At 64.0% G+C, this 24,598-nt stretch carries 23 protein-coding genes and 2 pseudogenes; 14 read left to right on the plus strand and 11 right to left on the minus strand.

The window, feature by feature from the left end:
- Positions 1-8: 8 nt before the first annotated feature.
- Both AC5Y4F_RS09735 and AC5Y4F_RS09740 read right to left on the minus strand, forming a co-directional pair.
- Complete coding sequence (locus AC5Y4F_RS09735) at positions 9-1,061, minus strand: DNA polymerase IV (protein ID WP_499996284.1); 1,053 nt, start codon at positions 1,059-1,061, stop codon at positions 9-11.
- Positions 1,058-1,666: a TetR/AcrR family transcriptional regulator gene (locus AC5Y4F_RS09740; protein WP_499996286.1), complete on the minus strand. Its 609-nt coding sequence runs from the start codon at positions 1,664-1,666 to the stop codon at positions 1,058-1,060. The genes AC5Y4F_RS09735 and AC5Y4F_RS09740 overlap by 4 nt, the downstream gene beginning before the upstream one ends.
- Positions 1,667-1,757: 91 nt before the next feature.
- Between AC5Y4F_RS09740 and AC5Y4F_RS09745 the strand changes: the two genes are divergently transcribed.
- Together AC5Y4F_RS09745 and AC5Y4F_RS09750 are read left to right on the plus strand one after the other, a co-directional pair.
- Complete coding sequence (locus tag AC5Y4F_RS09745) at positions 1,758-2,312, plus strand: NAD(P)H-dependent oxidoreductase (protein WP_499996290.1); 555 nt, start codon at positions 1,758-1,760, stop codon at positions 2,310-2,312.
- 503 nt (positions 2,313-2,815) lie between these two features.
- Positions 2,816-3,055 (plus strand): redoxin NrdH, encoded by a 240-nt coding sequence (locus AC5Y4F_RS09750; RefSeq protein ID WP_067937090.1) that lies wholly within the window; start codon positions 2,816-2,818, stop codon positions 3,053-3,055.
- 55 nt (positions 3,056-3,110) lie between these two features.
- Here AC5Y4F_RS09750 and AC5Y4F_RS09755 read toward each other — a convergent pair.
- Positions 3,111-3,212 (minus strand): annotated as a pseudogene (locus AC5Y4F_RS09755) (hypothetical protein); the annotation flags it as partial.
- On the opposite strand from AC5Y4F_RS09755, the gene nrdI reads away from it, so the two are divergent.
- Positions 3,200-3,643 carry a class Ib ribonucleoside-diphosphate reductase assembly flavoprotein NrdI gene (nrdI, locus tag AC5Y4F_RS09760; RefSeq protein ID WP_499996293.1) on the plus strand — a complete coding sequence of 148 codons (444 nt, stop codon included), beginning with the start codon at positions 3,200-3,202 and terminating at the stop codon, positions 3,641-3,643. The pseudogene AC5Y4F_RS09755 and the gene nrdI sit on opposite strands and share 13 nt — an antisense overlap.
- Positions 3,613-5,778 (plus strand): class 1b ribonucleoside-diphosphate reductase subunit alpha, encoded by a 2,166-nt coding sequence (gene nrdE / locus AC5Y4F_RS09765; protein ID WP_082947689.1) that lies wholly within the window; start codon positions 3,613-3,615, stop codon positions 5,776-5,778. Before nrdI ends, nrdE begins: the two co-directional genes overlap by 31 nt.
- A gap of 13 nt (positions 5,779-5,791) precedes the next feature.
- Here the strand turns inward: nrdE and AC5Y4F_RS09770 are convergent, their stop codons facing one another.
- Positions 5,792-7,312, minus strand: a complete 1,521-nt coding sequence (locus AC5Y4F_RS09770) for a GMC family oxidoreductase (protein ID WP_499996295.1) — start codon at positions 7,310-7,312, stop codon at positions 5,792-5,794.
- A gap of 576 nt (positions 7,313-7,888) precedes the next feature.
- On the opposite strand from AC5Y4F_RS09770, the gene AC5Y4F_RS09775 reads away from it, so the two are divergent.
- From AC5Y4F_RS09775 to AC5Y4F_RS09800, 6 genes are all read left to right on the plus strand, one after another.
- A complete protein-coding gene (locus AC5Y4F_RS09775) occupies positions 7,889-8,329 on the plus strand; it encodes an MmpS family transport accessory protein (protein WP_499996455.1) in 441 nt (146 codons plus the stop codon).
- Entirely contained in the window at positions 8,326-11,190 is a 2,865-nt protein-coding gene (locus AC5Y4F_RS09780; protein ID WP_499996296.1) for an MMPL/RND family transporter, read from the plus strand. The genes AC5Y4F_RS09775 and AC5Y4F_RS09780 overlap by 4 nt, the downstream gene beginning before the upstream one ends.
- 93 nt (positions 11,191-11,283) lie before the next feature.
- Positions 11,284-12,705 (plus strand): FAD-binding oxidoreductase, encoded by a 1,422-nt coding sequence (locus AC5Y4F_RS09785; RefSeq protein ID WP_067937078.1) that lies wholly within the window; start codon positions 11,284-11,286, stop codon positions 12,703-12,705.
- 217 nt (positions 12,706-12,922) lie between these two features.
- Positions 12,923-13,900, plus strand: coding sequence for an AraC family transcriptional regulator (locus tag AC5Y4F_RS09790; RefSeq protein ID WP_067937076.1), 978 nt, complete (start codon positions 12,923-12,925; stop codon positions 13,898-13,900).
- Positions 13,901-13,974: 74 nt separating this feature from the next.
- The gene (locus AC5Y4F_RS09795) at positions 13,975-14,703 is read left to right on the plus strand and encodes a TetR/AcrR family transcriptional regulator (protein WP_067937074.1); all 729 of its coding nucleotides are present in this window, start codon (positions 13,975-13,977) and stop codon (positions 14,701-14,703) included.
- A 149-nt stretch (positions 14,704-14,852) separates the two neighbouring features.
- Entirely contained in the window at positions 14,853-16,406 is a 1,554-nt protein-coding gene (locus tag AC5Y4F_RS09800; protein WP_067937071.1) for a flavin-containing monooxygenase, read from the plus strand.
- Here the strand turns inward: AC5Y4F_RS09800 and AC5Y4F_RS09805 are convergent.
- Positions 16,374-17,282 carry an SDR family oxidoreductase gene (locus AC5Y4F_RS09805; protein WP_067937068.1) on the minus strand — a complete coding sequence of 303 codons (909 nt, stop codon included), beginning with the start codon at positions 17,280-17,282 and terminating at the stop codon, positions 16,374-16,376. The two genes, AC5Y4F_RS09800 and AC5Y4F_RS09805, sit on opposite strands and share 33 nt — an antisense overlap.
- A gap of 113 nt (positions 17,283-17,395) precedes the next feature.
- Between AC5Y4F_RS09805 and AC5Y4F_RS09810 the strand changes: the two genes are divergently transcribed.
- Positions 17,396-17,968 (plus strand): TetR/AcrR family transcriptional regulator, encoded by a 573-nt coding sequence (locus AC5Y4F_RS09810; protein ID WP_067937065.1) that lies wholly within the window; start codon positions 17,396-17,398, stop codon positions 17,966-17,968.
- Here the strand turns inward: AC5Y4F_RS09810 and AC5Y4F_RS09815 are convergent.
- Both AC5Y4F_RS09815 and AC5Y4F_RS09820 read right to left on the minus strand, forming a co-directional pair.
- Positions 17,940-18,485, minus strand: a complete 546-nt coding sequence (locus AC5Y4F_RS09815; protein WP_499996299.1) for a TetR/AcrR family transcriptional regulator — start codon at positions 18,483-18,485, stop codon at positions 17,940-17,942. The two genes, AC5Y4F_RS09810 and AC5Y4F_RS09815, sit on opposite strands and share 29 nt — an antisense overlap.
- Positions 18,469-18,915, minus strand: coding sequence for an SRPBCC family protein (locus AC5Y4F_RS09820; RefSeq protein WP_067937060.1), 447 nt, complete (start codon positions 18,913-18,915; stop codon positions 18,469-18,471). The genes AC5Y4F_RS09815 and AC5Y4F_RS09820 overlap by 17 nt, the downstream gene beginning before the upstream one ends.
- Before the next feature lie 67 nt (positions 18,916-18,982).
- Here AC5Y4F_RS09820 and AC5Y4F_RS09825 point away from each other — a divergent pair.
- Together AC5Y4F_RS09825 and nrdF are read left to right on the plus strand one after the other, a co-directional pair.
- Positions 18,983-19,468 (plus strand): annotated as a pseudogene (locus tag AC5Y4F_RS09825) (TIGR03085 family metal-binding protein); the annotation flags it as partial.
- A gap of 135 nt (positions 19,469-19,603) precedes the next feature.
- A complete protein-coding gene (nrdF, locus tag AC5Y4F_RS09830; protein WP_197520618.1) occupies positions 19,604-20,578 on the plus strand; it encodes a class 1b ribonucleoside-diphosphate reductase subunit beta in 975 nt (324 codons plus the stop codon).
- A 303-nt stretch (positions 20,579-20,881) separates the two neighbouring features.
- On the opposite strand, the gene AC5Y4F_RS09835 is transcribed toward nrdF, so the two are convergent.
- Both AC5Y4F_RS09835 and AC5Y4F_RS09840 read right to left on the minus strand, forming a co-directional pair.
- Entirely contained in the window at positions 20,882-21,163 is a 282-nt protein-coding gene (locus tag AC5Y4F_RS09835; RefSeq protein WP_499996302.1) for a hypothetical protein, read from the minus strand.
- 69 nt (positions 21,164-21,232) lie between these two features.
- Positions 21,233-21,562: a hypothetical protein gene (locus AC5Y4F_RS09840; protein ID WP_197520622.1), complete on the minus strand. Its 330-nt coding sequence runs from the start codon at positions 21,560-21,562 to the stop codon at positions 21,233-21,235.
- Positions 21,563-21,811: 249 nt separating this feature from the next.
- Here AC5Y4F_RS09840 and AC5Y4F_RS09845 point away from each other — a divergent pair, with 249 nt between their 5' ends.
- Positions 21,812-22,237, plus strand: coding sequence for a DUF3349 domain-containing protein (locus AC5Y4F_RS09845; RefSeq protein ID WP_499996305.1), 426 nt, complete (start codon positions 21,812-21,814; stop codon positions 22,235-22,237).
- 14 nt (positions 22,238-22,251) lie between these two features.
- On the opposite strand, the gene AC5Y4F_RS09850 is transcribed toward AC5Y4F_RS09845, so the two are convergent.
- Both AC5Y4F_RS09850 and AC5Y4F_RS09855 read right to left on the minus strand, forming a co-directional pair.
- Positions 22,252-23,292, minus strand: coding sequence for an NAD(P)-dependent alcohol dehydrogenase (locus AC5Y4F_RS09850; protein WP_499996307.1), 1,041 nt, complete (start codon positions 23,290-23,292; stop codon positions 22,252-22,254).
- A gap of 119 nt (positions 23,293-23,411) precedes the next feature.
- On the minus strand, positions 23,412-24,518 hold the full coding sequence (locus AC5Y4F_RS09855) for an iron-siderophore ABC transporter substrate-binding protein (protein ID WP_499996310.1): 1,107 nt from the start codon (positions 24,516-24,518) through the stop codon (positions 23,412-23,414).
- Between the last annotated feature and the right edge of the window lie 80 nt (positions 24,519-24,598).

Here is a 24,598-nt window from a genome sequence, read left to right on the forward strand (position 1 = left end):
CGCCCGCGCTAGTCCGGCATTACCAGCTCGAGACGCACTCCCAACAGCCGGACGGGTCGGTCGAGCTCGAATAGGTCGAGAACGCGAAGGGCCGCGGCCACGATGACGTCGCGATCGGTGCTGGGCGCATCGAGCTTGCGGATCTTGGTGCGCGTGTAGAAGGTTGCCGTTCGCACGGTGACCGCCACCCGGATCACGATTCGGCCCGTCGCCGACACATCCGCCAGGGCCCGCTCCGCTAAATCCGTTACGGCCCCGTCTATCTCGGATCGATCGGTGAGATCGCGCGGAAAGGTGACGACATGGCTGCGCGAGCGCGGCACCCACGGTTCGGCGCTGACCTGGCTGTCGCCGCCGCCCTTGGCCAACAACAGCAGCCACAGCCCGGTGCGCGGTCCGAACGTGGCCGTCAGTAACCCCGGATCGCAGTGGGCCAGTTGCCACACCGTCGTAATGTCAAGTTCTGCAAGTTTTTTCGCCGTTTTGGGTCCGACGCTCCATAGCGCGTCGACCGGACGATCGGCCATCAGGGGCATCCAGTTGGCATCGGTGAGCACAAAAATGCCGCCCGGTTTCGCGAAGCCGGTGGCGACCTTCGCGCGCTGCTTGTTGTCGCTGATGCCGACCGAGCAGGACAGCCCGGTCTCCGAGGAGATGACGCTGCGGATCTGCTGTGCGACCTCGCTCGGATCCTGTGCGGTCACCGCGACGTAGGCCTCGTCCCAGCCCCAGACTTCGACTGGATGCCCCAGGTCGCGCAGCACACCCATCACCTGATCGGACGCCGCGTCGTAGGCTGCCGGGTCCGAGGGGAGGAAGGTCGCCTCGGGGCAGCGACGGGCGGCGGCACGCAGCGGCATGCCCGCCCGCACGCCGAACTCCCGGGCCTCATAGGAGGCGCAGGTGACGACCTTGCGGGGTTCGTTCGGGTCGCCGCTGCCGCCGACAATGACCGGCAGCCCGGCCAATTCGGGGTGCCGGCGCAGCTCGACCGACGCTAAGAACTGGTCGAGGTCCACATGCAAGACCCAAGCCGGTGCCACGGCGGGCGCGGCGTTCATCGCCCGCAAAGCTTGCGCGCCAGGCTTTCCCACGCGTCGCCCAATGTCGCCAGGGTGTGACCGCCCTCGGCCAGTTGGTGCTCGACGTAGTCCACGTCCAGCAGCGCGAGCAACGCGTCGGTCTGGGCGTCGAGATCACCGGTGGATTCGGCGGCCTTGAGCAGCACCCGCACGTGCGTGCGCTGCACCATCGCCGGTGCGTTGTGCCGGTTGTGTGGGTCGCGGTTGGCCGCCGACAGCAGTTCGCAATGGTCGTGGGCGAACCGGATCCGTTCCCGGCCGAACGCGACCAGCCGATCGGTCGGCGGAGCACCGGGGCCCAGAGGCGGCGGGCCGAACAGGAACGCCTGCTGAACAGCTTGTTCGTCCTCGTCCAGCAGCACCATCATCAGGCCGGCCCGGCTGCCGAAGCGACGGAACAGCGTGCCTTTGCCGACTCCGGCGGCCGCGGCGATGTCGTCGGTGGTGACGGCATCGGCGCCGCGCTCGGCGACCAGGCTTCGGGCAGCCCGGAGGAGCAGGGCGCGATTGCGCGCCGCGTCACCCCGTTCCTGGTGCACAACCCGCGGGGCGCACGCGTACACCTCGCCCGACTGCTCGCTCACTCCTGCACTTTAACGCCGAGGGAACAAAGCGGACTATAGTCCGGTTAGTGCATGCGAGGATGTACACCAAGACCGAAGGGAAACTTCAAGAGTGGCAATCAAAATCTTGGCGTTAGTGGGAAGCCTGCGGGCGGCGTCGATCAACCGCCAGATCGCCGAGTTGGCGGTGGCGGTCGCCGCCGACGACGTGACCGTCACGATCTTCGAAGGGCTTGGTCAACTGCCGTTCTATAACGAAGAGATCGACCCCGCGATGAACGCCGGAGCTCCGCCGCTGGGCCCGGTGGCCGCGCTGCGCGCCGCCGCGGCCGACGCCGACGCCGCCTTGGTGGTGACCCCGGAGTACAACGGCAGCTACCCGGCCGTCATCAAGAACGCGATCGACTGGTTGTCCCGCCCGTTCGGCGACAGCGCGCTGAAGGGCAAGCCGCTGGCGGTCATTGGCGGATCCTTCGGCCAGTACGGCGGAGTGTGGGCGCACGACGACACCCGCAAATCCTTCGGCATCGCCGGCGCACGGGTGGCGGAGGCGATCAAACTGTCGGTGCCGTTCAAGACGCTGGAGGGCAAGGCACCGGCCGAGCACGCCGAAGTCTCGGCGAACGTGCGTGACGTGGTGGGCAAGCTGGCCGCAGAGGTCGGCTGATTGGCAGAAGTCGACAACCCACTCGCCGGGCGAGCAGCGAGGTTGGCACAACCGAATAGCAAAGCCGCCAGCTCCGGCTGGCGGCTTTGCTGGCTGCGGGCGGTCCCAGCGCGGCCGGCGGCGATGTCGGTGGTCGCTGATATACCGGAACGCATGGCCCGCCCCGCCGCGATTTGTGATCTGCGACACGCCGAACGGCGGTCCAGATCTGCTCGCGACCGAGCTCGCGACCAGGGAATTTCAAAATTGTTATTCAGAACATCTTGTATCTCGACATCTTGTCACCCACTAGGTGTAGTGTTTCGAGCACCGGCAGATCCCAGGATCACCAAGCAAGCCAGACTCGGTGGACCCCCCGAAATGGGCGTCGACAGGTCATTCGACCTTGACCGCCGCACGACGGGAATCAAGGGGCCTGACGGATCGCTGAACGTAGCAAAGACGCAGTCCAAAAGTAGTTGCCAGTCCGTTGGGTCCCCTCTTCCGCAAAGGAGCGGCATTCTATGAACGTCACCGTGTACACCAAGCCGGCATGTGTGCAGTGCAGCGCAACCTATAAGGCGCTGGACAAGCAGGGCATCGCCTTCGAGAAGGTCGACATCTCGTTGGACGCCGAGGCGCGTGACTACGTGATGGCCCTGGGATACCTGCAGGCTCCCGTGGTGGTGGCAGGCAACGACCACTGGTCGGGTTTCCGCCCCGACCGCATCAAGGCGCTGGCCGCGGCGGAACTGAGCGCTTAAGGCAAGACGTTAGGTAAGGAGGTTGCGGTGCAGTCGCGCAACCCGGATTGGATCAGTGGCGACCCGCTTCGCCCGGCTGCGCCGCGCTTGCGATCGCCACTGGATCGGATCAGTGGCGACCCGCTACGCCCGGCTGCGCCGCGCTTGCGATCGCCACTGGTCTATTTCTCCTCCGTGTCGGAGAACACCCACCGCTTCGTGGAGAAGCTGGGGATTTCCGCCACGCGGATACCGCTGCATGGCCGCATCGAGGTCGACCAGCCCTACGTCCTTATCCTGCCCACCTACGGCGGCGGGCATGCCACTCCCGACCTCAACGCCGGCGGTTACGTCCCCAAGCAGGTCATCGCCTTTTTGAACAACGAGCACAACCGGTCGTTGATCCGCGGCGTCATCGCCGCGGGCAACAACAACTTTGGCGCCGAATTCGCCTACGCGGGCAACGTGATCTCGCGCAAGTGCGGCGTTCCATACCTCTACCGCTTCGAACTGATGGGAACCCAGGACGACGTGGATGCCGTCCGCGCGGGCTTAGCCGATTTTTGGAAGGAACAGACGTGTCACCAACCGTCGCTGCAGAGCCTGTAACCACCGGAGCCCACGCGTTACCGGGGGAAACGGATTATCACGCGCTCAACGCGATGCTGAATCTCTACGATGCGGACGGCAAGATTCAGTTCGATAAGGACCGCGAGGCCGCGCACCAGTACTTCCTGCAGCACGTCAACCAGAACACGGTGTTCTTCCACAATCAGGACGAGAAGCTCGACTACCTGATCAAGGAGAACTATTACGAGCGCGAGGTTCTCGACCAGTACAGCCGCAACTTCGTCAAGACGCTACTGGACCGCGCCTACGCCAAGAAGTTCCGATTCCCGACATTTCTGGGTGCGTTCAAGTACTACACCTCCTACACGCTGAAGACGTTCGACGGGAAGCGTTACCTGGAGCGCTTCGAGGACCGCGTGGTCATGGTCGCGCTGACGCTGGCCGCCGGTGACACCGTCCTGGCCGAGAAGCTCGTCGACGAGATCATTGACGGGCGATTCCAGCCGGCCACCCCGACGTTCCTGAACTCGGGCAAAAAGCAGCGCGGCGAGCCGGTGAGCTGCTTCTTGCTGCGCATCGAAGACAACATGGAATCGATCGGGCGATCCATCAACTCCGCACTGCAGCTGTCCAAGCGCGGCGGGGGAGTCGCGTTGCTGCTCAGCAACATTCGCGAGCACGGCGCCCCGATCAAGAACATCGAGAACCAGTCCTCGGGCGTCATCCCGATCATGAAGCTGCTCGAGGACTCGTTCTCCTACGCCAACCAGCTCGGGGCCCGGCAGGGCGCGGGTGCGGTGTATCTGCACGCGCATCACCCCGACATCTACCGGTTCCTGGACACCAAGCGCGAAAACGCCGACGAGAAGATCCGCATCAAGACGCTGAGCCTGGGCGTGGTGATTCCCGACATCACCTTTGAACTGGCCAAGAAGAACGAGGACATGTACCTGTTCTCGCCCTACGACGTCGAGCGGGTCTACGGGCTGCCGTTCGCCGACATCTCGGTCACCGAGAAGTACTACGAAATGGTCGACGACGCCCGCATTCGCAAGACGAAGATCAAGGCGCGCGAGTTCTTCCAGACGCTGGCCGAGCTGCAGTTCGAGTCCGGCTACCCCTACATCATGTTCGAGGACACGGTGAACCGGGCCAACCCGATCGACGGCAAGATCACCCACTCGAACCTGTGCTCGGAGATCTTGCAGGTGTCCACGCCGTCGGTGTTCAACGACGACTTGTCGTACGCCAAGGTGGGCAAGGACATTTCGTGCAACCTGGGGTCGCTGAACATCGCCAAGACGATGGACTCTCCCGACTTCGCGCAGACCATCGAGGTGGCGATCCGCGCGCTGACGGCGGTGAGCGATCAGACGCACATCTGGTCGGTGCCCTCGATCGAGCAGGGCAACAACGAGTCCCACGCGATCGGGCTCGGGCAGATGAACCTGCACGGCTACCTGGCCCGCGAGCGCATCCTCTACGGCTCCGAAGAAGGCGTCGACTTCACCAACATCTACTTCTACACCGTGCTCTACCACGCGCTGCGCGCCTCGAACCGCATCGCGATCGAGCGGGGGACCAAGTTCGGTGGCTTCGAGAAGTCGAAGTACGCCTCCGGTGAATTCTTTGACAAGTACACCGAGCAGGTGTGGGAGCCGGCCACCCCGCGGGTCCGGGAGCTCTTCGCTGAGGCGGGTATTCGCATTCCGACACAAGAGGATTGGCAGCGGTTGAAGGAGTCGGTGCAACAGCACGGCATCTATAACCAGAACCTGCAGGCGGTCCCGCCGACCGGCTCGATCAGCTACATCAACAACTCGACCAGCTCGATCCACCCGGTGGCGAGCAAGATCGAAATCCGCAAGGAAGGCAAGATCGGTCGCGTCTACTACCCGGCGCCGTATCTGACCAATGACAACCTGGAGTATTACCAGGACGCCTACGAGATCGGCTACGAGAAGATCATCGACACCTACGCCGCGGCCACCCAGCACGTGGACCAGGGGCTGTCGTTGACGCTGTTCTTCAAGGACACCGCCACCACCCGCGACGTGAATAAGGCGCAGATTTACGCCTGGCGCAAGGGAATCAAGACGCTGTACTACATCCGGCTGCGTCAGATGGCTTTGGAGGGAACAGAGGTCGAGGGCTGCGTGTCCTGCATGCTCTGAGCCCGGTGGCTCATCACGCAGTCAGGCTTGTCACGCCTGGCCCCTTGATGAGAGCCGCTGCTCGTTCGGCAATACCGTAGACGGTTGCCATCGGGTTCATTGCCGGCAGCGAGGGCATGACGGACGCATCCACGACCCGGAGTCCAGTGAGGCCGTGGACGCGAAGCTCGTGATCGACCACTGATTGCTGAGTGCGCCCCATGGCACAGGTCCCGACCGGGTGGAAGTAGGGGCCTACCGTCTGTTTGACGAAGTCCCGCAACGCTTTCCTGCTGCAGGCGTGGGGCCCCGGCGCAAGTTCCACGCCACGCCAGGCACTCAATGCGGGCGCGGTGCCGATCTCTCGGGCTATGAACAGACCGTCCACCAACGTCTCCAAGTCACGCGCATCCCCGAGGTAGTTCGGGTCGACGACGGGTGCCGCTTCAGCGGCCGCCTCCGCCAAACGCACGCTGCCGCGACTGAACGGCTGCATGGCAGATACGCCTATCACGTAGACATTCGGTAGGTCGACTCCGGCCAGGGCGCCACTGTCCACCAATAGAATCTGTAAGTCAGGCGCCAAGCCGGCACGTCGGGAGCGGATTACGCCCATTATTTCGCCGTGGTTGTTCCGCGGCGTCGGAATAGGCTGTGGTGCTTGAACTATGACCCCGGTGAACGGATGGTCTTGCAAGTTCGATCCCACACCCGGCAGGTCAAGTACAACGTCGATGCCGAGGTCGCGCAGATGGCCCTGTGGACCGACCCCCGAAACCATCAACAGCCGCGGCGAGCCGATCGCACCGGCGCACAGCAAAACTTCGTCCGCCATGGCTATCGTCGGACCTTGACCGGCGGCGCGGTACCCAACTGCGGTACAGCGACCGTCGGCGATATGTAGCCGATGCACGACGGCATCGGTGACCAGGGTCAAATTCTCGCGAGGAAACACAGGCCACAGGTAAGCGTCGGCCGCGCTCTGCCGGCGACCATTGGAAATGGTCACATCCGGCGCTGCAAAACCTAGCTCACATCCGCTGCTCAGGTCTTGGGCAACCGGATGGCCACGTTGCGATGCTGCGCGCAGCCCAGCCGCAAGTACCTCGTTCGGTGACTCCACCGGAGCCACGTGCAGGGGCCCTTCCTTCCCGCGCAACGCGGGATCACCGTCGCGCGCATTCTCGCTCGCTTTGAAGTGAGGCAGGAGATCGTCGAATTGCCAGCCGGGGGGCCAATCGGCGTAACTATCGCGGTGGCCGCGGCCGAACATCATGCCGTTGATTGCCGAGGACCCGCCGACACCACGCCCCAGCGGTAGATGCACCGCCCTGCCGGTTGCCGCCTGCACCGTGGTGAGAGTCCCGCTGTCGGACGAACTTCCGATCAACGTCGGCCATTGCGGCGGCTGCGCGCTGGCCGGCGGAAGGGTAGCGCTCCCCGCCTCGAGAAGCAAGATGCGGACGTTGCTGTCATCGCTCAGCCGGCGCGCCAAGACGCACCCGGCGGTACCTGCTCCTACGACGATGAAGTCGTATGACTCGAATTTTGGCAAGGCCTGGTCTCCCATCAGGCCCTGAGGCCCAACCGATTTCGTTCAGACATTGACTTTCGGACTATCAGCGGTTCGATGATTCGTCGCCGATGCCGAGCACCATACGACGGCGAGTGGCGGGCCCTCAAGACCAGAGGTCACGGCCGGCATCCCCACCGCGTATTCCGGCCATCGGCCGCGTTATGCGGGTAGACGCGGGGCGCCCATCTCCATAGCTTTAGTTCACAGAGCGGCCAGTACGAGCGAGACTCGTTTGGCGCATAGCTGACCGTCCAACTTCGAGAAGGATCTAATTTCGTGAAGCTCACTGAGCCTCAACATTACTCAGCAAGGAGCAAAAAGCCCAGCTCGGCGACATCGACGACCTCCGCGCGTGTCCCGATGGGCGTTGGCGGGATGGGGGTATAACTGCGGCGCTTCGCCCCCCATTTGGTCGAATGATCGGCTCACGCCACTGCGTGAGCACCAAGCACGTCGAAACTGTTGCCAGCAGATGGAATCCGCGTCGTTGGTGGAGCCCGGGCTGGGTTCGTGCTTTGCATGTTGTCCAACCCCCTTCGGAAGGTCACATCAACCATGGTCGTTTCTGCAGGTCGACTGGTCAGCCGGCTTTGGCTGCCAACGCTTGTGATCGCCGTTGCCGCTATGGCGGGACTCATCATCGACTCCGTTCACGGGAGCTTCGGCTCGCACGACAGAACACGAAGCCCGGGCAACAAGTTCTCGATAATGCAGTTCAATCCGAAACGCATCGAATACGAGGTGTTCGGCGATTTGGCGGGATGGGGCAGAGCCAGCTATTGGGACGTGAACTCTCAACCCGTGGTGGTCGACTTCACGGCCTTGCCATGGACGCACACGGAAGTAACGATTTTGACCACGGCCACCGCCGATATCATCGCGCAGGTGGCTGGCGGAAACGTCGGCTGCAGGATCACCGTTGACGGGCTGGTGCGCTCTGAACACGTCGCGACCGGCGAGCATGCCGGAGTCTGGTGCCAGGTGCTGTCCGCATGATTCATGACAACGCGACCATCGATACGTCTAAACCGTTTGTCGCGCGGGCCATCCGCAAGTTTTGTTTGCTCGTGGTACTGGCCTGGGTCGCGCTCGTGGTGCTGGTCAACACGATAGTCCCGCAGCTCGAGCCGATCACCGAGGCGAACCGAGGGCCCCTGGTTCCGGTGGACGCACCCTCGTCACATGCGCTCATCCACATCGGAGAGGTGTTCAAAGAATCCGATAGCAACAGCCTGCTGATGGTTGTGCTGGAGGGCGCGCACAAACTCGACGAATCCGACCACTCGTTTTACAACAAGCTGGTCGCGAAACTGCAGCGTGACAGACACGTTCAATACGTGATGAACCTATGGGGAGAAGGAACGACCGCTGCAGGAGTGCAGAGCAATGACGGAAAAGCCTCTTACACGCTGGTGCGGGTTGCTGGTAACCAAGGATCGTCGCTGTCGGATGAGTCGATCCATGCGGTGCGAGATTTGGTCTCGCAGATCAGCGCACCACCAGGACTGAAAGTCTACGTCTCGGGTGCGGCGCCGCTGTCGGCGGACATGCTCGAGGTCGGCAACAAGAGCCTTGCCACGATCATGTTCGTGACCATCATCCTGATCACCGTGATGCTGCTGATCGTCTATCGTTCGATCACGACCGCGCTGCTCATCCTGTCGATGGTGATGATGGAATTGATCTGCGGGCGTGGCATTGTCGCCTTTCTCGCGTTCCACAGGTTGACCCAGATATCGGAGTTCGCCTCGAACATTCTTGTCTCCCTGATCCTGGGTGCGGGCACCGATTACGCGATCTTCTTGATCGGCCGCTACCACGAAGCACGGCATGCCGGCGAGGACCGCGAAACCGCTTACTATTCCGCTGTGAGCGGCGTCTCCCACGTCATCTTGGGATCTGGTCTCGCGGTGGCCGGCGCAACATTCTGCCTTAAATTCACCAGGCTCAACTATTTCAATACCTGTGGCATTCCCTGCGCCGTGGCCATGCTCACCGCAGTCACGGCTGCCTTGACATTTGGTCCGGCTCTACTCGCTCTGGGTAGTCGCTTCGGTGCATTCGAGCCGAAAAAACGGGCCGGGGAAGGGATTTGGCGCAAAGTCGGAACGCTGGTCGTGCGCTGGCCCGGCCGCGTCCTGCTGGCGAGTTGCGCGGTAGTGCTGGTGGGGTCGGTCACTCTGCCCACCTACCGCCCAAATTATGACGACCGGCTTTACATCGCCGATAACATCCAATCCAAGCAAGGGTACGCGGCGAGCGACAGGCACTTTCCCGTCAGCAGGCTCAACGGCGATATGCTGCTGGTGGAATCCGATCACGACATGCGGAACAGCACGGACATGATTGCCCTGGACCGCGTGGCGCGCAGTGTTTTTCACACGCCCGGCGTGGGGATGGTCCAGAGCACCACAAGGCCGTTGGGGTCCCCACTCGAGCATTCGTCGTTCACCTACGCCATGGGGACGATGGGAACGAAGATCAAGCAACTCCTACCGTTCCTCACTGACCTCAACACCCGGCTTACCGACATGGCCGCCGTCACCGACCGCATGACGAGCCTGATGCGTCAGCAACAGGAGCTGACGTCACAACAGGCCGGAGCGGCTCATATCGCCGCCGACGCCGCCCGAGGCATGAAGGACGTCACAGAATCACTGCGGGATAACATCGCCGACTTCGACGACTTCTGGCGGCCGATCCGGAGCTATTTCTATTGGGAGAAGCACTGTTTCGACATCCCAATCTGTAATTCGATGCAATCGCTGTTCGACGCGACCGACAAGATCGACCAGTTAGCGGACCAGATGGACAAAAATCTCAAGGCGGCAATGATCCAGGATGCCGTCACGCCCCAACTCGTCGACCTCCTCGGCCACAACGTGGAGTCTCTCGAGGAGCTACACAAGATCATCCTGACCGAGCACAACACGATAGTGCCGCAGTTGGCTCAGCTTGATGAGCTGAGCCGGCAGATGATGGACCTCGGGTATGCCTTCGACAGTTCCAAGAACGATGAATTCTTCTATCTGCCACCGGACGCATTCAGCAATCCTTATTTCCAGATCGACTTGAGATTCTTTGTCTCCCCAGACGGCAAGGCCGCGCGATACATGGTCTACCACGACGGGGAAGCCCTGACCCCCGAAGGGATCAAACACGATCAGACCTACCTTCCGGCAGCAAAGGAAGCCTTGAAGGGCACCGCGCTGGCCGGAGCCCGGGTGTATCTCGGAGGCGCCGCGGCGACGTATTGGGATATCCAGGAAGCGGCGAGAATGGACCTGATCATCGCGGCCACAGCAGCTTTCGCATTGATCTTCTTGGTGATGTTGCTCATCACCAGAAGCGTGATCGCGGCCCTGGTCATCGTTGGAACAGTGGCATTCTCCTATTCCGGCGCATTCGGACTGTCAGTCCTCGTGTGGCAGCACTTCCTCGGTATCCCACTGAGCTGGTTGAACCTGCCGTTGACCTTCATCATCCTGGTCGCGGTTGGTTCGGATTACAACCTCCTGCTCATCGTCCGCTACCTGGAGGAAAGCAAAGCAGGCCTCAACACCGGTCTGATCAGAGCGGTGGCCAATTCCGGCAAGGTGGTCACCACCGCCGGACTGGTTTTCGCAGTCACGATGACGGCGATGGTTTCCAGCGACCTGGTCAACATCGGCCAGATGGGTTCCATCATCGGCCTGGGTCTGCTGCTGGACACGCTTATCGTTCGTTCGTTCATCACGCCCGCGCTCGCGCGCCTGCTCGGGCCGTTCTTCTGGTGGCCCAGAGTGATTCGCACCAGGCCCGTGCGCAGGAGTACCAGACGGCAAGCCACCTTAGTCGGCGCAACCGTCGGGCCGTGAACGGTGTGCAGACAGTTACCACGCCGAGCGTCAGATCCGGAACCCCAGTTGCCTGCCCGCAAATGTATCCCGATACGAAAGAGGTTGTCCGCCATGAGCGTCGATGACGCGTCCTTACCACCAGTTCGGCCCGACGCCACCGCAGCCCTGGCAACGGCGGTGGCCGGGTCGGTTCTGCTGCCGGGTGATGCGGGATATGACGACGAACGCGCGGTTTTCAACCTCAATCACGAGCTCCTGCCCGCTGTGATTGTGGTGGCGCACAGCGTGATTGACGTTCGGGCGGCCGTTCGTTTCGCGGCGGGACAGCGCCGGCCGGTTTTGGTGAAAACTACCGGCCATCAGGTCGTCGGCACGGCACAGGGTGCCGTTTTGATCACGACCCACAAGATGAATGGTGTCGTCATCGACAGGGTGGGCCGCACCGCGAAAGTCGGCGCCGGAGCCATCTGGGCGGAGGTTGTCCAGAAGGCCACCAGGGTCGGGCTGGCACCGTTGAATGGGTCCAACCCGACGGTGGGGGTCTGCGGGTACACCCTCGGAGGCGGTCTGAGCCCGACCCTGGGCCGCTCCCACGGTTACGCTGCGGACCACGTGCGTTCGCTTGACGTGGTGACCGCAGACGGCGAATTGCGCCATGTTGACGCGGAATCCGACCCCGAGCTGTTCTGGGCGCTGCGCGGCGGCAAAGGTAACTTCGGGGTGGTCACGTCACTGGAATTCGATTTGTTCCCGGTGTCCCGCCTCTACGGCGGCAGCCTTTATTTCCCGGGGGAGCGGATGGCCGACGTGCTACACGCCTGGGCCGCGTGGCACCCCCACACGCCGGAAACCATGGGCACGTCTTTCGCCGCGTTGCGGCTGCCGTCGATGCCTGGGGTGCCCGACCAGTTACGTGGCGTCTTCACTGTGGCTTTGCGGATCGCCTACACCGGCACGGCCGAGGACGGCGAACGAATGGTGGCGCCGCTGCGGGCGATAGCTCCGGCGATCATGGACACGGTCGCGGAGATGCCGTACAGCGACGTCGCATCCATCCACAGCGAGCCAACCAAGCCATTGCCCTACTACGAACGCAGCATCATGTTGCGGGAGTTCCCCGCCGAGGCACAGGATGAACTGGTCGCACTCGTCGGTCCGGATTCCGACACAACGATGTGGATAGCTGAATTGCGTGCCCTGGGGGGCGCATGGGACCGGGAGCCGGCGGTACCCAACTCGGTGGCGACCAGGGGCCTGCCATATGTCTTGTTGGGCGTTGAAGTTGGCCCGCTGGCGGAGGAGCAACGGCTCAAAGAGTCGGTCGCAGCGCTGCTCGACGGCATGGCGCCGTGGCGGGGCGACCGGCGGCTGGTGAACAACCTTGCTCCAGACGAAGCGGGTGACGGGCTCGCGATCTACGGTCGTGAGCGCTACGAGCGCCTGGCGGCCGTCAAAGAAATGTACGACCCGACCAACATGTTCCGCCTCAACCACAACGTGTTGCCGGCCGTCGGAGCACCGACGGTCGCCTGAACACGTTCGTGGGTCAGCGCGGGCGAATCCTGCGAGGTTAGGATCGCCCAGATCTCTTGGCGCCATGACGGATGTTGCCCCAGAACGGATGAAGTAACGAAGATCACTGCGTGCGCCGCCCCAGCGGAGCGATGCGGTCCCGGCGTCCTAATAGAATTGCCGAATCCGAATAACGGGGCGGGCGCGGCCCGCGGTAGCGCCACCAACGGGAGCAATCATGATCGAGAGTCTCCGCATCCGGACGGATACCTCCGATCCAGACGAGGCGCGCACTCAACTCACGTCCGCCTACTGTCCCCACCGGTTGACCGTCGGCGGCAGCCTGTCAAGGTTCCGGGCGCGGCATGCGGAGGGGGGCGCCACGGGGTTCGGCGTCAATTCCACGTCCTTCGGATCCGGTACTGCTTGGGTTGATCCGCTGCCGTTCGACGAGTTCGTCCTTGTGTCACAACAGATTAGCGGGCGCTTCGTGGCCCGTGCCGGGCGCGCCGAACGGCTCGTGCCGCCCGGCGAGCACGTGATCCTGGATGCGCACACTGTGTACCAGCTGCGCTGGGAAGAAAACTGCAACCTGTTCAACGTGATGCTTCCTCGGACGGAATTCGAGACGGCGGTTGCCGAACTCGTTGCGATGGATGAGCCGGGACCGATCCGAATACCCTTGAGCCGGCGTCCGTCGAAGACGGGAACGATGGCTGTTGCGAAGATGATGCACTTCCTGCTTCGTAATGCCGGGCCTAGCGGACTCCTGACGTCCGGGGCGCTACTGCGCGGCCAGTTGATTCGGACGTTGGTGGCCAGCGTCGTCGAGGCCTATCCCGAGATCGCTCACTCCGCCGGCATGTGTCCCGGCGGCAACGTCCGACCGGCGGCCCTCCGCCGCGCGATCGCCTATCTCGAGGCGACCGCCGCCGAGGATGTCCGCATAGGTGACGTCGCGGTCGCGGCGCGGGTGAGCACTCGCGCCCTGCAGGAAGCTTTCCGCAAACACCTCGATACGACTCCGATGGCGTATCTGAGATCTGTTCGTCTCGCCCGCGCGCATACCGATCTGCGGCAGGCCTCCGTCGAGGAGGGAGTGACCGTCGCGGCCATTGCCTACCGCTGGGGGTTCGGCAACCTGGGCCGGTTCGCCGCCGATTACCGCAGACAATTCGGCCGGTCTCCCAGCGAGGTGCTGCGGGCAGCGTACTGAGATGGCCGCAGAGCTCTGCGCCAGTCTGCCCAGGTCAGAAGCGGCGACGAGGTAAAGTGCTTGACGTGGTGAGAATGCCTCGACCTTCTAGACCCCACCCCAGCGCCAAGCCCGGGGCCAAGGTCGACGCGCGCAGCGAACGCTGGCGCGAGCACCGCAAGAAAGTGCGCAACGAAATCGTCGACGCGGCCTTCCGCGCGATCGACCGCCTCGGGCCCGAGCTGTCGGTGCGAGAAATCGCCGAGGAGGCCGGCACCGCCAAACCGAAGATCTACCGCCATTTTCACGACAAATCGGACCTGTTCGAGGCGATCGGGGAGCGGCTGCGCGACATGCTGTGGGCAGCGATCTTTCCGTCCATCGACCTGAGGACCGACTCGGCCCGCGAGGTGATTCGGCGCAGCGTCGAGGAGTACGTGATCCTGGTCGACAAGCATCCCAACGTGCTGCGCGTGTTCATCCAGGGCCGGTCGGCGGCCACCCCCCAGGTCCTCAACGAGGGACGTGGAATCACCCTGGCCGTGGCCGACATGTTCGACAGCGAGCTCAGCGAGATGGAGCTCGACCACGCGGCGGTCGAACTCGCCGGGCACGCGGCGTTCGGCTGTGCCGCGTCGGCCACCGAGTGGTGGCTGGGTCCCGAGCCGGACAGCCCGCGGCTGATGTCGCGCGAGCAGTTCGTCGCGCATTTGACGACGATCATGATGGGAGTGATCGTCGGCACCGCCGAGGCCCTGGGTATCACGATGAATCCTGACCTGCCGATTCACGACATGGTGGCCGGCAACCCGGCTGTGAGCTGAGCGAGCAGCGCCGTTGACAACCGTCGCGGCCATCGATAACACTCGTCCCAACCGATACCCTGGGTACTGGGTATCTGCGTCAGCCGGGGCGCAGGCGAATACGCTGGCTAACGCCGACCCGTAGGCCTGGATAGAAGGACCGATCGACCGTGACCGACGTCGTGACACAAACCGAGACAATCCCGGGGGCTACCGCCCAAAGGCCGGTGCACACGCGCGCCGTCATCATCGGGACCGGATTCTCCGGCCTGGGGATGGCCATCGCGCTGCAGAAGCAGGGCGTCGGTTTCGTCATCCTGGAAAAGGCCGACGACATCGGCGGCACGTGGCGAGACAACAGTTACCCCGGGTGCGCCTGCGACATCCCGTCGCATCTGTACTCGTTCTCGTTCGAACCGAAGCCCGACTGGAAAAACCCGTTCTCTTTCCAGCCCGAGATTTGGGACTACCTCAAAGGTGTCACCGAGAAGTACGGCCTGCGCCGCTACGTCGAATTCAACTCGCTGGTTGACCGTGCCCACTGGGATGATGACGAGAACCGCTGGCACGTGTTCACCGCGGACGGGCGCGAGTACGTCGCGCAATTCCTGATCTCGGGTGCCGGCGCGCTCCACATCCCGTCCATGCCCGACATCCAGGGACGAGACGAATTTCGCGGCGCCGCTTTCCATTCCGCGGAGTGGGACCACAGTGTCGACCTGACCGGAAAGCGGGTGGCGGTGATCGGAACCGGCGCGAGTGCGATCCAGATCGTGCCGGAGATCGTCGGACAGGTCGCCGAACTTCAGCTCTACCAACGCACTCCGCCGTGGGTGGTCCCGCGCTCGAACCCCGAGATCCCATCGGCCGTGCGCCGGGCCATGGAGAACGTGCCCGGCCTGCGCGCGATGGTCCGGCTCGCGATCTACTGGAGCCAGGAAGCGCTGGCCATCGGCATGACCAAACGGCCGAACCTGCTCAAGTTCATCGAGTCCTACTGCAAATACAACATTCGCCGCTCGGTCAAGGACAAGGAGCTGCGGCGCAAGCTGATCCCGAACTACCGCATCGGCTGCAAGCGAATCCTGAACTCCTCCACCTATTACGGCGCGGTCGCCGACCCCAAGACCGAACTGGTCACCGACCACATTTCGAGGATCACCGCCGACGGCATCGTCACGGCCGACGGCACCCACCGCCAGGCCGACGTGATCGTGTACGCCACCGGCTTCCACGTCACCGACTCCTACACCTACGTCCAGATCAAGGGACTGCACGGCGAGGACCTGGTGGACCGCTGGAACCGCGAGGGCATCGGCGCGCACCGCGGCATCACCGTCGCCGACGTGCCCAACCTGTTCTTCCTGCTGGGACCCAACACCGGGCTGGGACACAACTCGGTGGTGTTCATGATCGAATCCCAGATCCGTTACGTCGCAGACGCTATCGCGACTTGCGACAAGCTGGGCGCGCAGGCGCTGGCTCCAACCCGCGCCGCCCAGGACAAGTTCAACGACGAGTTGCAACGCAGGCTGGGCCCGTCGGTGTGGAACAGCGGCGGTTGCAGCAGCTGGTATCTGGACGAGCACGGCAAGAACACGGTGCTCTGGGGCGGCTACACCTGGGAGTACTGGCGGGCGACTCGCTCGGTCAAGCTCGACGAGTACCAGTTCTTCGGGGTTGGCAAAGGTTCACACGCCGACCGCCGCGCGGCGGCCGTTTAGAGCCGGGCCTTTGGTAAAAGACCGAAGATTGCGGCGCACGATGCGGTCCAGGACCCGGTCGGAGATGACGCGGCTGAGTCGCACGAGGATCGCAGCGTCGCGTCCGACGGTGTAGCGAGTCCGGGGGCGAGACGCGGTCGCGGCCTTGGCGATCACCTTCGCGGCGTGTTCGGCCGGAACGCCAATATCCTTGAACGACCGCGCCTGTGCCGTGACGGCCGTCGTGACATCGCCGTAGCGGGCGAGTTGGCCGGCGGTCATGTCGGCCATCAGTTCCTCCGCCGTGGCGATTCCACGCTCGGCGATCTCGGTCTTGACCGCGCCGGGTTCGACGACGACCACCTTGACGCCCAGGTCTGTGACCTCACGACGCAGGGCGTCGCTGACGGCCTCGAGGGCGAACTTCGAACCGGCATAGGCGCCGTAGGTCGGCAAGACCACCTTGCCGCCGACGGAACTGATGTTCACGACCGTGCCCGAGCTGCGCAGCAGGGCCGGCAAGAGCGCCTGGGTGATCGCAATGTGGCCGAACAGATTCACCTCGAACTGCCGGCGCCACTGGTCGATCGGCAGCGTTTCAACCGGCGCATTGATCGCGATCCCGGCGTTGTTGACCAGCGCGCGAAGGGGGCGCGGGTCATCGGCGATTCGCGCGGCGATGGCAGCCACGTTTGATTCGACGGTGATGTCGAGGATGCGCGGCTCGATCCCTTCGATGCCCAAGCCGCGCAACGTTTCGGCGTCGGCCTCGCGGCGTACGCCTGCCAGCACATGAAAACCTTTGCGGGCCAGCTCTTTAGCCGTGGCCGCGCCGATGCCGGTCGAAGCGCCGGTCACGACGATCAGTTCGTGACGGTCGGTATGCGAGGAATTCATGGCGGGCTCCGTCCGGGTGGGGGGTTTGAGTTGACGCTGTCATCTCAAAATAACAGTTGAGTTGACGTTGTCAACTGCAAGTCGGCGGCCACGCATCGGCTTATGCTCGCCGAGTGACGACACGGGCCGAGAGCGCCGCGGCGACCCGCAGGTCGCTGATCGAGGCGGCCGGGGTCCTGCTCGACCTCGGCGGGGTCGAGGCGGTCACGCTGCGTGAGGTGGGTGCTCGCAGTGGGGTGTCGCGCTCGGCGGCGTATCGCCACTTCGCCGACAAGGATGCGCTGCTGGCAGTCCTGGCCACCAACGCTTTGAGCGAATTGGCCGACGCGCTCGAAATATTGGCCAATAGCAGCGAACCGCCCGAAGAGTCGTTGCGCACCGGCCTGCTGTCGCTGATCGCGATCGGGCGCACCCGCCCGCACCTCTACCGCCTGATGTTCACCCCACCCGCCGGTGATCCGACTGAAGCGATCCGGGTGGCCGAACGCGCGCAGGATCTGTTTCTCGAGATAGTTGGTCGCATCACGGGTGCGCAGCACGCGCGACGCTACGGGGCCCTCATTTTGACCAGCGCCCACGGCATCACGGGTTTGGACTTAAGCGGCCACATGGATCTGGACAAGTGGCACACCAACGCCGAGGAACTCGTCGACACGCTCATCTCGCTGCTGCCAAGAGCCCGATGAATGCCCGCGCGGCAGCGTCCACGCCGGCCTCATCGTCGGTGGCCACCAGGTCGAGGAGCAAGCCCCGGGTGACGGCAAGCCCCAACCTCACCATCGCGGGGTCCACTGGGGCGTCGGCGATTTTCTCGACTTCGCGCAGCCAGCCGTTGACGGCACCGGGAACCATTCGCGCGAAAGGCTTTTCGCCCTGGGCAGCGCGCGCGTAGCACTCGAAGAAGAGCCGCTCCAGCTGGCGTAGGTCGGGAAGTCGAACGTCGGCCCACATCGCGGCGAAGCCGTCGGCCGGGTTCATCGGCAGATCGGGGACGACAGCCATTTGGCGGCGCTCGACCTCCTCGACGATCGCCACCAGCAGATCCTCGCGGGACCCGAAGTGGTGCAACAGCATTCGATGGCTGGTGCCCACCGCGCCGGCCACCTCGCGTAGGGAACGGTCGCCGATGCCGCCGGCGGCGAACTCTTCGATCAGCGCGTCGAGCAGTTGCCGGCGCCGCTGGGCGTCAGGAGTGCGCGCCATCGGCGCGGCTGAGTTGCTCAGACCGCGCCTTGAGGCCCCGGGCCTCCATCTCGAGGAAGCGCTTGGTCTTCTTGACCATCAACCGCCCGACCAGCGCGCCAAGTACGCCGCGCTGGTCGAGTTCCTGGCGCACCAGCGTGCCGCCGTCGGGCCGGGCGGTCACGAAGTGGCGCGCGATGACCTTCGCGCCGGGGGTGCGCTGGACCCAGGTCCAGGACGTGCCCGGGTCGACCCCGGTGACCTGCCAGACCAGCTTCTGCATGCCGGGCTGCTTGATCGCGAACCGCCGGCCCACGGCGAGGGCGGGACCGTCCTGCCCCACCAGGGAAGTCACCGACGCGGTCCACTCCGGCCAGCGCTCGACAGCGCTGAAGACGTCCCATACCAGCTGCGGTGGCGCGTCGATCTCGATGCTGTCTTCGGTAAACATGTACCAAATGGTACATGTTTAGGCCGGCCTTGCCTACCCCTTATGCGACGCGGGGGTTGAGCGCGCGTGCATCGTTATGCCGGGCCCGTTCCAGCGATTCGTCGAGCGGCGTCGCGCGGGATTGGCACGCCGGCGGGATTTCGCGTGGCTGGTCGCGCGGATCCGGTCCGGCCCGCCCGTCGGCTTCTTCCGGATCGGATGGGTGCGCCGCAGCGCGAATCTCAACGAGTTCTTCCATCCCGAGGACGTCCGCCGCGCCAACGGGCGAGGTCCCCGCAACCTGTTTCCCGCGATGGACGCTGGCCTGTGGCACAACGTTTGCCGCGGCGGCCGCTTCCTGAGTCGGCGGCTGCGCGTGTGCGGGCTCGAGATCGAGTGGGCCGAAACCAAGGAGCGGGTGACGGTTCGGCCGGGTAAACCCACGGCGCGACTCAGCGGTGGGCAGGGCGAACTCGTACTGTATCTTTTCGGGCGCCAGGGCGCCGCGCAGGTCGACGTGAGTGGGCCGCCGGAGACCGTCACGGAGGTGCTTCGCACGCACTTAGGCATGTAGGCAGTGCCGGTTCGGGCGACACGCTGAACACTACTTCTTGTGCTGCGGCGGCTTGTCGGCCCCCAGGGGTAGTGTTTGAGGTCCAAGAGCAGCAAACGATCCGGCTGCAAAAATGGCGTATGAAGTGGGGTTCTGGTGAGCGAAAACATGAAGCTGATCGACCGCGTTTCGGCGATCAACTGGAACCGACTGCAAGACGAAAAGGACGCCGAGGTCTGGGACCGGCTGACCGGCAACTTCTGGTTGCCCGAGAAGGTGCCGGTGTCCAACGACCTGCCGTCCTGGGGCACCCTGACTGCCCACGAAAAGCAGATGACCATGCGGGTCTTCACCGGCTTGACGCTGCTGGACACGATCCAGGGCACGGTCGGGGCGGTCAGCCTCATCCCGGACGCGTTGACCCCGCACGAAGAAGCGGTCTACACCAACATCGCCTTCATGGAGTCCGTGCACGCGCGCAGCTACAGCAACATCTTCTCCACGCTGTGCTCGACCGCCGAGATCGATGACGCGTTCCGTTGGTCGGAGGAAAACCCCAACCTGCAGCGCAAGGCCGAGATCGTCATGCAGTACTACAAGGGCGACGAACCGCTCAAGCGCAAGGTCGCCTCCACCCTGCTGGAGAGTTTCCTGTTCTACTCCGGCTTCTATCTGCCGATGTACTGGTCGAGCCGCGCCAAGCTGACCAACACGGCCGACATGATCCGCCTGATCATCCGCGACGAGGCCGTGCACGGTTACTACATCGGCTACAAGTACCAGCGCGGCCTGGCGCTGGTCGACGACACGCGCAAGCAGGAACTCAAGGACTACACCTACGAGCTGCTCTTCGAGCTCTACGACAACGAGGTCGAGTACACCCAGGACCTCTACGACGAGGTCGGGCTGACCGAGGACGTCAAGAAATTCTTGCGCTACAACGCCAACAAGGCGCTGATGAACCTCGGTTACGAGGCGCTGTTCCCGCGCGACGAGACCGACGTCAACCCGGCGATTCTGTCCGCGCTGTCACCCAACGCCGACGAGAACCACGACTTCTTCTCCGGCTCGGGCTCGTCGTACGTGATCGGCAAGGCCGTCGTCACCGAGGACGAGGACTGGGACTTCTGACTCGTCAGTGACCCTGCTGAATGACGCCGCCTATGCTCGGCCGCGAATCAGGTGAGGCGAGACTGCAGTAGAAGCAACCCCGGGGCGGCGAGTCGGTCGAATGCGACGGGGCGTCCGCATACTGCCGACATCAGCGCTTCTCCCGGCCCCTGGATCGCTTCGCCGTGGCCCCCGATCGATGCTGCCATGGCGAATGCCGCTGGTCAGTAAGCGCCAGAATCCGTCGCCGAAATCGCTAACCAAATGCGCGGCAACGGTTTTGACATCCCATCCAGCGCGGAGGCTCGCCGTGGACGGGCTCGATCAGGCTTCGGCACTGCCCGGTGAAGTCCCGTCCATTGTGCGCATGTCATCGTCGTGGTGGCGGAAGATACTGACGATCGCCTGGATAAACGACGTCCGGCCGACCTTCTCGCCACCCGGTAGGTCACTGTATATGTGGAGTGCTCCGCAGGTAAGAAACGACATGACCACGCTGAACACCTCAAGACCCACGTTCACGGCCTGCGTAGCGATGCTTTCGCCGCCCGAATCGGCGGGGATGCTCACGTCGCGCCCGTGCTCACCGTCATTCTCGGCTACCATCCCCGTTCCCCCGGTTGATTTACCTTGAACAGCGGAATCACGTACTCGATCAAGCTACGGGTAGGCACGCTATTCGGAGAGATGTTGCGCCTGCGTCGGCGAATAGATCCTGGGTTTGAAAGTCGCCATCACCGGCAAGCGCAGCGTTACGCCGCCGGCCACCGGCACGCGGACCATGAAGTAGACAACCTGCATGTCCAGACCCATTTGGAGGCGCATCTCCCGAAGGGGCTGAGTCTGCACCCCCAGGCCCATTCCCCGCAAGCGGGCGCCGATGCCGCGTTGAAACGACTCGGCCGGATCAGACGGCCTCGGAACGCTCGGCGCCGAATTATTCGGGTTCCCAATACTCACAGAAACAATGGGGGGTTTCCGGTTCTTCGCGGACGGAGTCGTCATGGCTCGACTGTACTCTGCAAGAAGGGCGCCGACCTTAGAAAATCACGTTGACCAGTGCCAGTAGCCCGTGGTCCTCACGAGAGCACTGCGCTTGCTGTGGCCACATGGCGCACTCGACAACCAGGCGTAACTGCCAGCGGGATCGTGCACGGCGAAGGACAGGTCTAGCCGGGTAAACGGCGTATGAATTGTCTGGACCGACTTGCGCCGCGGTAGCGCGGGCGACACGGCTGCCCTGACACTGTTGGGGTGACGAATACCGCCGCCTCTCACACCAGCAACTTCTGCCGCTCCGTGCTGCGCTGGCTGCGCGCGGGCTACCCCGAGGGCGTCCCCGGGCCCGACCGCGTGCCGCTGTTGGCGCTGCTGCGCAGCACCCCATTGACCGAGGAACAAATCGCCGAGGTGGTCCACAACATCGCCGTGAACGGCTCCGCGGCGATCGCCGACGGCGTTATCGACCGTGACGAGATCGCCCAATTCATCTCCGACATGACGCACTACGACGCCGGGCCGGAGAACATCATCCGGGTCGCCGCCAGGCTTGCGGCGGCCGGATGGCCGCTGGCCGGCATCGACGTCAGCGAAGTCATCCCCGGTGACGAGTGGGGTGAGGCCGCGGAGATCGCCGCTCGCGGTGTGGCCTCGAACAGCGCTCCGGGCGTCGCGCTGTAAGCACGGCAGCGTGCCTACAGCTTCGAGATATCGATGACGAAGCGGTAGCGCACGTCGCTGGCCAGGACGCGCTCGTAGGCTTCGTTGATGTAGTCGGGCTCGATAAGCTCGATTTCGGGCGTCACGTCGTGCTCGGCGCAGAAATCCAGCATCTCCTGGGTCTCGGCGATGCCGCCGATGTTCGACCCCGATAGGCTGCGGCGCGCCAGCGCAAGCGAGAACGCACCTACCTCCATGGGGTGTTCGGGAATGCCCAACTCGACAAGCGTGCCGTCGACGTCGAGCAGGCTCAGATAGTCATTGAGGTTCAGGTTCGCCGAGACGGTGTTCAGGACGACGTCGAAGCTGTTGCGCAATTTCTTGAACGTTTCGCGCTCGGCGGTGGCGTAGTAGTGCTTGGCGCCCAGCCGCAGCCCGTCCTCCATCTTCTTCAGTGATTGCGACAGCACCGTCACTTCGGCGCCCATCGCCGCGCCGAGCTTGACGCCCATGTGGCCCAGCCCGCCGAGGCCGATGATCGCCAGGCGGGTGTCTTGGCCGACTTTCCAGTGCCGCAGCGGGGAGAACAGCGTGATGCCCGCGCACAGCAGCGGCGCCGCCTTGTCCAGCGGCAGCGAGTCGGGGATGCGCAAGACGAAGTTTTCGTCAACGACGATCGCCTGGCTGTAGCCGCCCTGGGTCGTCGTGCCGTCCTTGTCAGTGGCGTTATAGGTGAAGATCGTGCCTCGGCTGCAGTACTGCTCGAGGCCGGCATTACAACTCCTGCACTGCCCGCAGGAATTCACCATGCAGCCGACGCCGACGTGGTCGCCGACCTTGTGCTTGGTGACGTCGGATCCGACTGCGGTGACGACGCCGGCGATCTCGTGGCCCACCACCAGCGGGTAATGCGGTGTGCCCCATTCGCCTTTGGCCGTGTGGATGTCGGAGTGGCAGATCCCGGCGAACTTGATGTCGATGGCCACATCGTGTGGACCCGGCTCACGTCGCTCGATGGTGGTCTTGGTCAGCGGTGCCGTCGGCGAGGTGGCCGCGTACGCCGAAACTGTGCTCATGAAAAATCCCTCTTCGATTCGATACGTCAACTAAGAAGTTTAGCTAGGGTAAAAGTTATTCCGCCAACGCCCGGGCGAATATCACGTTGTGACGATGTATGCGTTTTGGTCGGGCGCCGTCAGTTGATCGGTGCGTTCACCAGGCGCAAATCGTCGAGGATGCCACGGGCGGCGATCAGGCCTTCGCCTGTTTGCCATATCTCGTTGTTGACGATGTAGACCCGGTTATCCCGGTTGGCCGACAGCTTGCGCCACGGGTTGCTGTCGAGGATCGTGGCGGCCCGATCGGCGGCGGCCGGGCTGTCGCAGGACACGTAGACGACGTCGGCGTCCGCCATCGATAGGTCAGGATTCTTCACCAGGTCCGCGTCGGTGGCCGCGATCTCGATGTAGGGCTTGTCGGTGAACCGCTGAGAGGCCGGCCGGTCCACGCCAACCGCACCGAGCACGCTGGCGGGAAAGTTGTTGGCGCCGTATACCCGGATCGTGCCCGTCGTCAGCTGCACGATCGACGCCTGGAAATGGGAAGCGTCATGCCGCGCGCCGACGTCGGTGGCACGCTGGGAAAAACCGCTGATCAACCCGGTTACCGCGGCACCGCGGCCGGTTGCGGCGCCAACGGCGCGCAGGTTGTCCTGCCACGCCGCGCCCGGTGCGGCCGTGAACACCGTCGGGGCGATCGCGGTCAGCTGCGGATACAGCGTCGGCGTCAGACCCTGGGACCCCAGGATCAGGTCGGGGTGGGCGGCGGTGATCGCGTTCAGGTCCGGGTGGGAGCGGGTCCCGACCGCGGGTACGGCGTGCACCGCGCCACCAAGATACGCGGGTTGACTCGAGGACCCGTCCGGTAATGCCGCACCGACCACCCGCGACTGCAGGCCCAGCGCACATATCGTGTCGAGCTGGTCGCCGGAGAGCACCACGATGCGCTGCGGGTCGGCGGGCACCTGCACGACGTCCGGTTCGACGCCTGCGGCGTTGTGGACTGGCCGTTTCGCGGAGCCCGGTTCCGCCGCGGCGGCGTCTCGCGCGCACGAGTTGTCGGGGCGGCGGTCGTTTCCGAGCACGCCGGCGCCGGCGATTTGGGTGGTGGGGGTGACCAGGGAACGGGCCGGCGTCTCGCCGGTGTGCTTACCGGATCCGCAGCCCCCGCAGGCCACGATGAGCGCCGCCACAACCGCGGTCGTCGCGGCCGGCCGGGCGGGCCTGAGGGCGTCGAACAACACGCGTCAGACGCTAACATCCGGCCAGCATGGCGATCGCGAGCGCGGCGGAGCCGGGCGACGCGGGTCGCCACCATTCAGCC

This window comes from Mycobacterium sp. NGS56 (assembly GCF_059812425.1).